13 protein-coding genes are annotated in these 12,382 nt (G+C 45.0%); 12 read left to right on the top strand and 1 reads right to left on the bottom strand.

Features of this window, described 5'->3' with window-relative positions; all coding sequences use genetic code 11:
• Position 1: 1 nt before the first annotated feature.
• The 12 genes from mtnN to OKC29_RS00010 all read left to right on the top strand — a co-directional run bounded on the left by mtnN (position 2) and on the right by OKC29_RS00010 (position 12,089).
• Positions 2-694 (top strand): 5'-methylthioadenosine/S-adenosylhomocysteine nucleosidase, encoded by a 693-nt coding sequence (mtnN, locus tag OKC29_RS00065; RefSeq protein ID WP_073349756.1) that lies wholly within the window; start codon positions 2-4, stop codon positions 692-694.
• Entirely contained in the window at positions 691-1,641 is a 951-nt protein-coding gene (locus OKC29_RS00060) for a cobalamin biosynthesis protein (RefSeq protein WP_162275657.1), read from the top strand. The genes mtnN and OKC29_RS00060 overlap by 4 nt, the downstream gene beginning before the upstream one ends.
• Entirely contained in the window at positions 1,634-2,446 is an 813-nt protein-coding gene (locus tag OKC29_RS00055; protein ID WP_073349754.1) for an ABC transporter substrate-binding protein, read from the top strand. Before OKC29_RS00060 ends, OKC29_RS00055 begins: the two co-directional genes overlap by 8 nt.
• A 159-nt stretch (positions 2,447-2,605) precedes the next feature.
• The gene (locus OKC29_RS00050; protein WP_073349752.1) at positions 2,606-3,799 is read left to right on the top strand and encodes a UDP-N-acetylglucosamine 4,6-dehydratase; all 1,194 of its coding nucleotides are present in this window, start codon (positions 2,606-2,608) and stop codon (positions 3,797-3,799) included.
• A 9-nt stretch (positions 3,800-3,808) separates the two neighbouring features.
• A complete protein-coding gene (locus OKC29_RS00045; protein ID WP_073349751.1) occupies positions 3,809-4,954 on the top strand; it encodes a LegC family aminotransferase in 1,146 nt (381 codons plus the stop codon).
• A gap of 4 nt (positions 4,955-4,958) precedes the next feature.
• Positions 4,959-5,951, top strand: coding sequence for a femAB family protein (locus tag OKC29_RS00040; RefSeq protein WP_073349749.1), 993 nt, complete (start codon positions 4,959-4,961; stop codon positions 5,949-5,951).
• Positions 5,951-6,949: an N-acetylneuraminate synthase gene (gene neuB / locus OKC29_RS00035; protein WP_174892453.1), complete on the top strand. Its 999-nt coding sequence runs from the start codon at positions 5,951-5,953 to the stop codon at positions 6,947-6,949. The genes OKC29_RS00040 and neuB overlap by 1 nt, the downstream gene beginning before the upstream one ends.
• Entirely contained in the window at positions 6,949-8,112 is a 1,164-nt protein-coding gene (neuC, locus tag OKC29_RS00030; RefSeq protein WP_073349745.1) for a UDP-N-acetylglucosamine 2-epimerase, read from the top strand. Before neuB ends, neuC begins: the two co-directional genes overlap by 1 nt.
• Entirely contained in the window at positions 8,096-9,082 is a 987-nt protein-coding gene (locus OKC29_RS00025) for a pyridoxal phosphate-dependent transferase (RefSeq protein ID WP_073349743.1), read from the top strand. Before neuC ends, OKC29_RS00025 begins: the two co-directional genes overlap by 17 nt.
• Before the next feature lie 396 nt (positions 9,083-9,478).
• On the top strand, positions 9,479-10,150 hold the full coding sequence (locus OKC29_RS00020; RefSeq protein ID WP_073349741.1) for a class I SAM-dependent methyltransferase: 672 nt from the start codon (positions 9,479-9,481) through the stop codon (positions 10,148-10,150).
• Positions 10,151-10,347: 197 nt separating this feature from the next.
• Complete coding sequence (locus OKC29_RS00015) at positions 10,348-11,394, top strand: nucleotidyltransferase family protein (RefSeq protein WP_073349739.1); 1,047 nt, start codon at positions 10,348-10,350, stop codon at positions 11,392-11,394.
• A 2-nt stretch (positions 11,395-11,396) separates the two neighbouring features.
• Positions 11,397-12,089 carry an acylneuraminate cytidylyltransferase family protein gene (locus OKC29_RS00010; RefSeq protein WP_073349738.1) on the top strand — a complete coding sequence of 231 codons (693 nt, stop codon included), beginning with the start codon at positions 11,397-11,399 and terminating at the stop codon, positions 12,087-12,089.
• Between the two features lie 12 nt (positions 12,090-12,101).
• On the opposite strand, the gene OKC29_RS00005 is transcribed toward OKC29_RS00010, so the two are convergent.
• On the bottom strand, positions 12,102-12,382 hold a 281-nt coding region (locus tag OKC29_RS00005; RefSeq protein WP_270668741.1), incomplete at its 5' end, for a hypothetical protein.

Here is a 12,382-nt window from a genome sequence, read left to right as displayed (position 1 = left end):
GATGAAAGTAGGTATTATCGGCGCCATGGAACAGGAAGTGGCCCTGCTGCGCAGCCAGATGAACAACCCGACCACCCTGCAACTGGGCGGCTGCGAGTTCTATCAGGGCACCCTGGCAGGCAAGGAAGTGATCCTGACCCGCTCCGGCATCGGTAAAGTCGCCGCCAGCGTCGCCACCAGCCTGCTGCTGGAAAAATTCGCTCCCGACTACGTCATCAATACCGGCTCTGCCGGCGGCTTTGCCCAGGACCTGCACATCGGTGACGTGGTGATCGCCAGCGAGATGCGCTTCCACGATGTGGATGTCACCGCTTTTGGCTACGAGATGGGCCAGATGGCGCAGCAACCGGCCGCCTTCCCCTGCGACGAGACGCTCATCGCCGTCGCCCAGGATTGCATCGCCGAACAGGGCAAGCATCAGACCAAAGTCGGCCTCATCTGCACCGGCGATCAGTTCATGTGCAAGCCGGACGCCATCGCCAAAGCCCGTGCCGATTTCCCGCAGATGCTGGCGGTCGAGATGGAAGGGGCTGCCATCGGTCAGGTATGCCACATGTTCAAGGTGCCCTATCTGGTGGTGCGTGCCATGTCCGACATCGCCGGCAAGGAACAGGTTGAATCCTTCGATGCCTTCATCGAGGTGGCCGGCAAGCACTCCGCCGAGGTGATCATCAAGATGCTCGACAAGCTGTGATCCCACTCACCACGCTGGAACAGATGGCCGCCACTCCGGCGGCCATCTTGCTCGGGGCCGCCCTGCTGGAGGCCATCGTGCCCTGGCCGGCCCACTATCGGCTCTCCGCCGTCGTGCCGCTGCTGACCCGGCTGGGTCACAAGGTGTGTCGCCCCGATGGCGCCTCCGGTCAGCAATTGCAGGCCGGTCTGCTGGCCATGCTGATTGTCTGGCTGCCTTGCGCCGCCGGACTCTGGGCGGTGCGCAATCTCTCGCTCTCGGAGCCGCTGTTCGATCTGCTGTTTCTGCTGCTGATGCTGGAATCGCGTCCGCTGCGGGAGCTGGCCCGTGCCACTCGCTCGCTGACAGACCAGGATACGCTGGTGGTGGCCAGGTTGCAGGCCGCCCCCTGGCTCAGGCGCGATACCGGCAAGCTATCCCTGATGGGGCTTGCCAAGGCGGTCAGCGAAAGCTGCGCCCTGCGCCTGATAGGACAGTGGGCCGGCCCTCTGCTGGGGTTCACCCTGGCGGGTGTGCAAGGTGCCCTCCTGTGGCGCCTCGCCCAGTTGATGAATCAGGGCTGGAGTCCGAAACTGCCAGCCTTTGCCCACTTTGGCCGGGCCGCCGCCGTGCTCTATCAGGCCCTGTGCACCCCTGCCATCTTGTTGCTGGCACTGCCCTTGTGCCTGACCCAGCTGCGCCAGTTGGCAAGCCGGTTGCGCACCGCGATACGCTGGCCCTACCCCGCGATGGGAATACTGCTGGCGCTGCTGTCCGGCTCGCTGGGCTGCAAGCTCGGTGGCCCCCGCTACTATCAGGGCAGCTTGATCCGTTTCCCCGTGTTTGACGCCGCCGCCGAACCGGAGGCCGGCACGGCCCTGCGCCTGCTCAACCGCCTGCAACAAGCCGGTTGGGGCTGGTTGGCGCTGGCAGCGTTGCTCACTGTGCTGGAGCAACTGCATGGCTAGATGGTTCACCCTGCTCTGCCTGTTGTGCGTGTCGCCCGCCTTGCTGGCCGGGACGCCGACACGCATCGTCAGCCTCACTCCTCATCTGACCGAACTGCTGTTTGCCATCGGCGCCGGCGATCGCATCGTGGCCACCGATGATGCCTCCGATTATCCACCCGAGGTCAAGCGCCTGCCCCAGGTGGCCAATTACCGCAGCATCAATCTGGAAGCCCTGCTGGCCCAAAAGCCCGATTTGATCGTCGCCTGGCGCTCCGCCCAATCCCGTATACTGGCCCCCGTCGAGCAGCTGGGGATCCCGGTGTTCTATTCAGAACCGACCGACTTTGCCTCCCTTGCCACCGAGATGCGGGCGCTGGGAAAAACATTGGGGGTGGAACAAACCGCCAATGCCGAGGCCGATGCCTATCTCGCTCGCCTGGCCGCACTTGGGCAGCGCTACGGCAAGCCCAAGCATATCAAGGTGTTTTATCAGCTCTGGTATCCACCGCTCACTAGCGTTAGCGGCAATGCCTGGCCCGCCCAGGCCATCGAGTTGTGCGGCGGGGAAAACGTGATGGCAGCTGCCCGCACGCCCTACCCTCAGGTCAGCCTGGAGCAGGTGATCAAGGCCAATCCGGCGCTGATCCTGGCGGGGAGTCAAGATCCCGACGCCCTGCGCCACTGGCAACAATGGTCCAATCTGGACGCCGTCCGCCATCAGCGCCTGCGCCTCATCAACTCGGATGAACTGCATCGTTTCACCCCGAGAGCCCTCAACGCCGTGGAGCAGATATGCCGTGCGATCACACCAGAACATCCTTGAACCGAGATAATAATTTTTATAGAAATAAAAATTTGGCCCCAAAATTGCATCAATCCAAGGTGGGTGAATTATGACCCTTAGTCTATTATGCAGTAATCAATATAATTGATATTACATACTAATGACCTTCATTCTCTTGCCTTACTCTGGTGATACAAAATGAATGACGAGATACTTGCACTTATTGGTCGCAACATTTATTTATTTGCTCGGGATGTCCAACAAGCAGATGCACATCTCTGGCAAACCGTGACCAACTCCCGATTTTTGGTATTGGGGGGTGCCGGTTCCATTGGTCAAGCGGTGACCAAAGAGATCTTCAAGAGAAATCCACGCAAGTTGCATGTTGTCGATATCAGCGAGAACAATATGGTCGAGCTGGTGCGCGATATCCGCAGCTCGTTTGGTTATATCGATGGTGATTTTCAGACGTTCGCCCTGGATATCGGTTCCATTGAATATGACGCCTTTATCAAGGCCGATGGCGCCTATGATTATGTGCTCAATCTCTCTGCCCTCAAGCATGTGCGCAGTGAGAAGGACCCCTTCACTCTGATGCGCATGATCGACGTCAATGTGTTCAACACGGACAAAACCATCCAGCACTCCATCGACATGGGGGTGAAAAAGTATTTCTGCGTCTCGACGGACAAGGCGGCCAATCCGGTCAACATGATGGGGGCTTCCAAGCGCATCATGGAGATGTTCCTGATGCGTCGCAGCGAGCAGATTGCCATTTCAACCGCGCGCTTTGCCAACGTGGCCTTCTCCGATGGTTCCCTGCTGCACGGATTTAACCAGCGCTTGCAAAAGCGTCAGCCCATCGTCGCCCCCAACGACATCAAACGTTACTTCGTGACACCTCAGGAGTCCGGGGAACTTTGCCTGATGTCCTGCATCTTCGGTGAGAACAGGGATATCTTCTTCCCCAAGCTCAGCGAATCCCTGCACCTCATTACCTTCGCCGAGATCGCCGTGAAGTATCTGGATCAGCACGGTTACAAGCCGTATCTGTGCAAGGACGAGGATGAGGCCAGAACCCTGATGGCGAGCCTGCCTGAGCAGGGGATGTGGCCTTGCCTCTTCACCGAGAGCGACACCACGGGTGAAAAAGACTTCGAAGAGTTTTTCACCGACAAGGAAGTCCTGGATATGGCCCGGTTCGAGAACCTGGGCATCATCAAGAATGAGCCCTCATATCAGAATGATCTGCTCAACCATTTCGAACAGACCATCGCAGCCATGAAAACCAAACGCGCCTGGGACAAGAAAGAGCTCGTCGAGCTGTTCTTCACCATGATCCCGGACTTTGGCCATAAAGAAACTGGCAAATATCTAGACGGAAAGATGTGAGGAGTCGGTATGCATACCCAATTGATACGTTTTATTCGTGATACCTACAAAACCGATGACTTCATCCCTCTTCACGCCCCGACCTTTGCCGGCAATGAGCGCCAATATGTGCTCGATACCCTGGAAAGTACCTTCGTTTCCAGCGTGGGCGCCTATGTTGAACAGTTCGAGCAGCAAATAGCGGCTTTTACCGGTTCTACCCGTGCCGTTGCCACCATGAACGGCACGGCAGCGCTGCACATCGCGCTCTACATGGCAGGGGTTCAGGCCGGCGATCTGGTGATCACCCAACCCCTGACCTTCGTGGCGACCTGCAACGCCTTGCATCACATGGGCGCAGAGCCCGTGTTCGTGGATGTGTCACGCCAGAGCCTGGGTCTGTGCCCTATTGCCCTGGCCAACTGGCTGGAAGAGCACGCCTCTCGCACCGAGACCGGCGCTATCCACAAGGCAAGCGGGCGCCGCCTGAAAGCCGTCGTGCCCATGCATACCTTTGGTCATCCGGTCGAACTAGACGAGTTGCAGGCCGTGTGTCAGGCCTGGGGCATAGCGCTGGTTGAAGATGCAGCCGAAAGCCTCGGCTCTTATTACAAAGGTAAACATACGGGGACGCTGAGTGCATTTTCCGCCCTGAGCTTCAATGGCAACAAGATCATCACCACGGGTGGCGGTGGCATGGTGCTTTGCCAGAATGCCGAACAGGGGGCGCGTACCAAACACATCACCACCACGGCCAAGGTGCCCCATCCGTTCGAGTTCTATCATGATGAACCCGGCTTTAACTACCGCATGCCCAATCTGAATGCGGCCCTTGGATGTGCCCAGATGGAATCCCTACCGCACTTCCTGGCGCAAAAGCGGGCTCTGGCTATGCACTATGCCGAGTTCTTCAAGGATCAGGCATGCCTGTTTGTGACCGAGCCTTCCTATGGACGCTCCAACTACTGGCTCAATGCGATCGTCTGTGAAGATCAAACCCAGCGGGATACATTGCTGACCGAGCTGAACAAGGCCGGCGTCATGACCCGGCCAGTATGGAAGCTGATGCATCGCTTGCCGATGTTCTCCCATGCCCTGCGGGGAGACCTAACTCAATCAGAATTCATTGAAGCTCATCTGATAAACTTACCAAGTACGCCTGTACTCCGAGGATAAGACAATGGTTGCAGATCTATCGTCAGATATCTACTACCAGCGAGCTTATTCGGCCTTGTATGAGAGAGCCAGTACTTACTTTCACTTTTTCTATGAAGAAGGATGTCACTACGTAAAATTTAGTGCTTTGAAACGCCGAATAATGAATGTTGCGGGAATAAAAATAGATGAGGAGCTATATGATTTAGAAACGCCTTATGGGTATGGTGGTCCTATCTCTAACTGTATGGATGAGCAATTTTTACAAAATGCCTTCACTGCATACAGAGAATACTGTAAACAGCATCACATTATATGTGAATTTATCCGATTTCATCCCTTTAACAGTATGGCTGATAAAAGCATGTTGTTTGACATGCACTTTCCTGAGCGACAAGTAGTTATTGTTGATTTAAAAAAAACGATAACAGAACGTCGCAATCTTTATTCAAAAACGACGAGAAACATTGTTAGAAAAGCAGAAAAAAACTTGTTAGTCGAAACTGAAGGTGTAAACCTTAATGACTTCATTGGTATGTATTATCTGACTATGAAAAAAAATGCCGCGAGCAATTTTTTCTACTTTAAAGAAGATTACTTCAAAGAGTTGATGAATTTAACGGGAGTATCCCTCCTCGCTATTAAAAAGGAAAATATTTACGCATCTATTGGTTTTTTTATGTGTAGTAAAGAACTTGCTCATTATCATCTTTCAGCCAATAACCCTGATTTTGTTAAAGAGAATGGTAATTATCTGCTGCTTGATGCTGCATTCGAGTTTGCGAAAAGGCAGGGATGCAAATATATGATGTTAGGAGGAGGACGGACATCGTCTCCAGATGATAGCTTATTTCTATTTAAGTCTAAGTTCTCGCCATTAATCTCCCCTTTTTATATTGCAGGTTTGGATTTTATGCCAAAAAAACGCCAGATGTTGAACCAAATTTGGTGTGAACAAAATCAAGGAGTGCAACCTCCAAAATTATTCCAGCTATACAGAGCTGAGAGGAACACATGATGAGCAATACTTTTATTATTGCAGAGGCTGGAGTGAACCATAATGGTGACATCAACTTAGCAAAAAAATTGATCGATGTAGCCTTTGATGCCGGCGTTAATGCTGTAAAATTTCAAACATGGAAAACTGAACTACTGGTAACTAAAGACGCAAGAATGGCGAACTATCAGATTGATAATACCCAGAGAGAGGAAACTCAGTTTCAAATGCTGAAACGGTTGGAGTTGAGTTACTCCGACTTCATTTTGCTAAAAGCATATTGTGATGAAAAAAATATTATTTTTATGTCTACACCAGATGAAGAGCAAAGTGCAACATTTCTAAATAACTTACAAAGTATTTTTAAAATTGGCTCAGGTGAGCTCACTAATACTCCATATCTTCGACATATTGCTAGTTTTGGCAAACCCATAATTCTCTCTACTGGTATGGGGAATCTATCTGAAATAGAGCATGCATTATTTACTCTGACTAAAGCAGGTATGAACCTATCCGATATTACAGTACTTCATGCAACAACAGATTACCCTACTGCGCCTTGTGATGTGAATCTGCGGGCAATGACTACAATATCGCATGCATTCCCTGGAGTTGCGATAGGTTATTCTGATCATACATTAGGTATCGAGGTATCTATTGCAGCAGTCGCCCTTGGTGCAAGAATTATTGAAAAACATTTTACTTTAGATAAAACGATGGCGGGCCCTGACCATAAAGCAAGTTTGACACCAGAGGAGCTGAAAAAAATGGTAGAAGCAATTCGAAATATTGATCAGGCCTTGGGTCATGGTTGGAAAATGCCAACTGATGCGGAGAAATTAAACCGTGATATTGTTAGAAAAAGCATTGTCGCAGGACGAGATATTCCAGTTGGCACACTGCTTTCACCAGATATATTGAAAATAAAACGCCCAGGTAATGGTATCTCACCAACTCGTTGGGATGAAGTTGTAGGGTCGGTAGCGCAAAAAAATTATCGTGAGGGGGAGCTGATCTAGTGCGTAAGATCTGTGTAGTAACTGCCACTCGGGCGGAATACGGGTTACTTAAGTGCCTACTAGAGGATATCCAAGCTGATAGTAACCTTGAATTACAAATCATATCTACCGGCGCCCACCTTTCTCCAGAGTTTGGTTTGACAAATCAGCAAATTGAAGAAGATGGTTTTGCTGTTAACAAAAAAATTGAAATACTCTTATCGTCAGACACACCTATAGGTGTCAGTAAAAGTATGGGACTAGCTCAAATTAGTTTTGCTGAAGCATTTGATGAGTTAAAGCCAGATATTGTTGTAGTATTAGGGGATCGCTATGAGCTTATCCCTATAGTCTCGGCTGCCAATATTGCTCGTATTCCTGTTGCACACTTGAGTGGGGGTGAGCTAACTGAAGGGACCATAGATGAAACGATTCGCCATGCTATTACTAAGTTGTCACAACTTCACTTTACAGCTATGGATGAGTACACCCACCGAGTGATACAGATGGGTGAACAGCCAAGCAGAGTGTTTACAGTTGGTGAAGTTGGCTTGGACAACTTAATGCGAATGAAACTGATGTCTCGCTCAGAGTTTGAAAAGTCAATTGGGTGTAATCTTAAAGCACGAAATATCCTCTTTACTTATCACCCAGAAACAACTAAAGATATTTCTGAGATAGCAATTGATTTCTCTAATATTTTACGAAGCTTAGATAAACTAGAGGATACATTATTAATATTCACTAAAGCCAATGCTGATGTAGGCGGCCGATTGATAAATAAAATGATTGATGATTACGCTGCTCAAAATAAATACAAGGCGATCGCATTTACTTCATTAGGACAGCTAAGATATTTATCTGCATTACAATATGTAGATGCCATTGTGGGTAACTCTTCTAGCGGAATTGTAGAAGCCCCCTCATTCAAACTTGCTACTATTAATATAGGTAACCGTCAAAAAGGACGTGTTAAAGCTACTAGTGTTTTAGATGTTGATGTGGATACAAAAAAAATATTTGACTCGATACAACATATTTACACATCAGAATTTAAAAATATTCTGGAAAACACCACTAACCCATATGGGCAGGGTAATAGCTCTCAAAAGGTATTAAATACATTGAGGCTGGTGGATTTGGACAGCTTAAAGATAAAGTGTTTCTATGATGTTAAATTCTAACCGCAAACCGATAGGTGGCGAACAAGAAATTGCTCAAGATGGTCTGTTTTACGGGACAACAAACAGTGGTCGCTCATCTTTAAGATGGGTATTACTCTCTATGGAGTTGCAAGGCAAGCGAGTTCTGGTACCTGACTTTGTTTGCCAAGTCGTTGTTGATGTCCTACATGAATATGATATTCATGTAGATTTTTACAGTGTAAAAGAAAGCTTTGAGTTTTCTCTACCGGATTGTTTGGATGATTACGATGCACTATATGTAGTGAAGTATTTTGGACATGAATCAGCAACATTTAAAAGCGTAGTAAATAATTCTTCATTACCTTTAATTATAGATTGTGTATTCGATGTTCAGCTGCCTGAGATCAATACAAAGGCTCATTGGTGCTATTTTAATAGCTTGCGAAAAATAACTGTAATAGCTGATTTTAGTCAGATTATTTCTAATAAGCCTTTGTTGATAGTAAATAAATTAAGAATATCTTCTTTTTCGAAAAAAAAATATCAAGCAAAAGAAACTAAATACAAATTCTTACACTTATCACAAGGTCATGAAGTAACGTACTTGAAATATTTTTCAAATGCAGAGTCTATAATCGATGAAAATAAAAACATTTTTGAACCAGAGGATAGAAGTATTTATTTGATGGGGTGTTTTTATTCTTGTTTAAAAGAGGACTTAAAAGTTCGTCTGCAAAACTTAACTTTCTCTAAAACTATATTGAGTGACATTAATTTCATTAATATCACCCCTACCTTTCCTAGTTTTTTGCCTTTGCTTTTAAATAAACGAGATGAAGTAAGGCATGAGCTGATGAGAGACTCTATTTATCTAGCTATTCATTGGCCCGCAATTGAACAATCAGAAAATAATCTATCTGACAAACTATTGTCACTACCTTTAGATTCCAGATATACTAAAGAAGACATTGAGCGTATATGTAATATAATAAATAGAGTTGAAAGATGAAGAGCAATGCACTAATTTCTCAGCTAAAAATCTTGTACTTTGAAGGGTTTCTTTGTTTTAGTTCTGAAATGCTGATATTTCAGTGATACCATGTAACATTTATTATTAAAATTTTTAATGTTCATTTCTAGTAACAATCATCCACGTAGAGATGAACATAGCGCCACAAAAATAATTTTAATATTAAAGTAAATATTTTCACCATAAAGGAATGCAACTTATGAACCATGATCATTTGAAAAGATATAAAACCAGCAGTCACATTAAAATTTAATTGCTTTTTGTTAATTTAAAGATCCATGAAGAATTTACTTTACATAAACGCCACTTAGGTGACCTTGATGTAAAGTTAGAGTATCAATAAAAGAAAAACATCTAGTAAAAGGAGAGGGGTTTATGTCAAATGATAACATTTGGAATTCTGTATTCAAAAACCAAGAATGGGGAAAGTATCCCAGTGAGGACTTAATCAGATTTATTGCAAGAAATTTTTACTCGATTAAAAACAGGCTAGATGTTAAAGTTCTCGAGATTGGATGTGGCCCTGGCGCTAATATATGGTTTCTTGCTAGGGAGGGATTTTCTTTTTGTGGCATTGATCGTTCAAGCATTGCCATTGAACAGGCAAGCTTGCGCCTTGATAAAGAATTTCCAAACTGGCGACAACACGGTGAATTAATTGTTGGAAATGCAGATGACCTACCATATGCTAGTGAGTCATTTGATGCTGTTATTGATAATGAATGTATTTATTGTGCTGATTATGAAACTGCGAAACATATTTATAATGAAGCATGGCGGGTAACAAAATACAGTGGGAGACTATACTCAAGAACATTTTCATCAGGTTCTTGGGGGGATGGTTGTGGTGAACATACTGGTTATAATCGCTGGGTTTGTACAGAAGGACCACTAACAGGTAAAGGTCAAAGTAGATTTACCTCATTAGAGGATGTATTTGAATTAGTAAAAAACTATAATGTCGACTCCATTGAAAAAATAACTAGAACTGAAAACAACATGAAATACACAGTCTCTGAATTTCTAATCCTGTGCAGCAAAATATAACAGTTCAACAATGCCAAACCTAACGCTGGAAAGTTTGCACTAGGTTTTACATAAATACTTTGGATCTACTTACGCAAATATTAAGTATACTTTTAAAAAAACATATAATTGACTTGCGTATGTCAACGCTCTTGTTAATATATTCTTTATTCAAAGTATTTCATTTTTAACATATGTAACATCTGATGGTGACAACCATGAGCCATAACTGGAAAAATGTATTAATCACACCGACTTCAACCATCTTAGAAGCTCTAGGTGTTATTAATAAAGAAGCCCTAAAGGTTGCATTAGTTGTTGATACAAACGGCCATCTTGTTGGTGTTGTAACCGACGGTGACGTTCGTCGTGGTTTGCTAAATGGCCTATCGCTACATGATACTGTCATTAAAATTATGAATACAAGTCCAACAACAGCAGAGGTCGGTCTCCAGCGTGAAGAGCTCATCTCGCTCATGGAATCAAAATGTATTTTATCCATTCCATTGATTGACAATGGTCTAGTTGTCGGTTTGGAAACAATCCAAGGCTTATTAAGCAAACCAACATACGATAATCCGATTTTTATTATGGCAGGAGGACTTGGAACTAGATTGAGGCCTCTCACCAATCTCTGCCCAAAGCCGATGTTGAAAGTGGGAGGAAAACCACTTCTAGAAATATTGATTAATCAGTTTCTCAAAGCTGGCTTCATAAATATTTATATATCTACCCATTACATGCCTGAGCAGATCACTAGTTATTTTGGCGATGGATCATCTTGGGGAGCTAATATCCAATATATACATGAAGATACGCCACTAGGAACAGGCGGAGCATTGGGTCTACTTCCGGCAGACACCCCCCCCTTACCACTTATCATGATTAATGGTGATGTGCTGACAACTGTAGATTTTAATCGACTACTCGACTTTCATAATAAATATCAACCAACTGCTACAATGTGTGTCCGTGAATATGACTATCAAATCCCATATGGTGTTATCAATGGTGATGGACATCATATTATAAATATGCAAGAAAAACCAATTCTACGATACCTAGTAAATGCTGGAATCTATGTAGTAAGCCCTGATTTGTTTATGAACATGCCTAAAAATGAGCGTATTGATATGCCAACGCTACTTGAGCAACAAATAGCAAAGCAAGCAGATGTATTAATGTTTCCAATCAATGAATATTGGCTTGACATCGGCAGAATTGATGATTTTAATAAAGCACAAATAGATATCAAGGACCTTTAATAATGAATCTAAATATTGCGATTATACCTGCGCGGGGAGGGAGTAAACGCCTTCCGAATAAAAATAAATTACCATTAGCAGGAAAACCGTTAATAACCTGGACTATAGAGGCCGCTCTTGAAAGCCAACTTTTTGATCTGGTTCTTGTAAGTACAGACTCTCAAGACATTGCTAACATCTCTGCCAATTCTGGTGCAATAGTGCCATTTATACGACCCGCTGAATTAGCAACTGATACGGCTACCACTAATGATGTCATTAGCCACATGGTTAAGTGGGTTGAATCACAATATAGAGCAGTAGATATGGTCACACTACTACAACCAACATCTCCATTGCGGAATGCAAATCATATTAAAAGAGCTATGGCTCTTTATAATATGAAAAATGCGTCTGCTGTCATCTCTGTATGCGAACTCGAACACCCAATTCAATATTGCAATAAATTACCAGACAATTTAAGTATGGCAGGCTTTATTCCAACTATTGCAAATCGACGTAGCCAAGAACTGGAACGTTATTATCGAGTAAATGGTGCAATTTATATCTTTGACAGACAATACGTTGGTTCATTGTCAGATATTTACTCTAATAACTCTTTTGCCTATATTATGGAAAAAAGTGCATCTATAGACATCGATGATGCATTTGATTTATATCTGTCCGAGTGTATTAAAAATAGAAAACCGACCTAAAGGTCGGCTTTTTTATTTCTTAAACAAATTTATTGTTTCATCATCAACTGTATCTATGCTGTTAAGGGCATTGGGATACATCTCTTGTGCTTTTCTCATAAAATCTAACCAAATTTCGATTGCGGGTTTCATCATGGCTAATGCTTTATCTTCTTCTTTAAACAGATAAAGAATAGAACTCAGCATAGCGAACATATGATTCATTGAACCGTACAACCGGCGTTTTTCAAGATAGTTGTCGCGTAAACCTGTTTTAAACTGCCTGTTTTTGCTCTGGTTCGGACCTATCAGGA

The sequence above is a fragment of the Aeromonas sp. QDB34 genome, assembly GCF_027705405.1.
Classification (GTDB): Bacteria; Pseudomonadota; Gammaproteobacteria; order Enterobacterales; family Aeromonadaceae; genus Aeromonas; species Aeromonas hydrophila.
The sequence above is the reverse complement of the archived record's forward strand: the minus strand, read 5'-3'. Positions and strand labels throughout refer to the sequence as shown.

What these genes read in the sequence shown, in the direction of transcription:
- mtnN (WP_073349756.1), top strand. Translation starts at nt 2, where the DNA reads ATGAAAGTAGGTATTATCGGCGCCATGGAACAGGAAGTGGCCCTGCTG.
- OKC29_RS00055 (WP_073349754.1), top strand. Translation starts at nt 1,634, where the DNA reads ATGGCTAGATGGTTCACCCTGCTCTGCCTGTTGTGCGTGTCGCCCGCC.
- OKC29_RS00050 (WP_073349752.1), top strand. Translation starts at nt 2,606, where the DNA reads ATGAATGACGAGATACTTGCACTTATTGGTCGCAACATTTATTTATTT.
- OKC29_RS00045 (WP_073349751.1), top strand. Translation starts at nt 3,809, where the DNA reads ATGCATACCCAATTGATACGTTTTATTCGTGATACCTACAAAACCGAT.
- OKC29_RS00040 (WP_073349749.1), top strand. Translation starts at nt 4,959, where the DNA reads ATGGTTGCAGATCTATCGTCAGATATCTACTACCAGCGAGCTTATTCG.
- neuB (WP_174892453.1), top strand. Translation starts at nt 5,951, where the DNA reads ATGAGCAATACTTTTATTATTGCAGAGGCTGGAGTGAACCATAATGGT.
- OKC29_RS00025 (WP_073349743.1), top strand. Translation starts at nt 8,096, where the DNA reads ATGATGTTAAATTCTAACCGCAAACCGATAGGTGGCGAACAAGAAATT.
- OKC29_RS00020 (WP_073349741.1), top strand. Translation starts at nt 9,479, where the DNA reads ATGTCAAATGATAACATTTGGAATTCTGTATTCAAAAACCAAGAATGG.
- OKC29_RS00015 (WP_073349739.1), top strand. Translation starts at nt 10,348, where the DNA reads ATGAGCCATAACTGGAAAAATGTATTAATCACACCGACTTCAACCATC.
- OKC29_RS00010 (WP_073349738.1), top strand. Translation starts at nt 11,397, where the DNA reads ATGAATCTAAATATTGCGATTATACCTGCGCGGGGAGGGAGTAAACGC.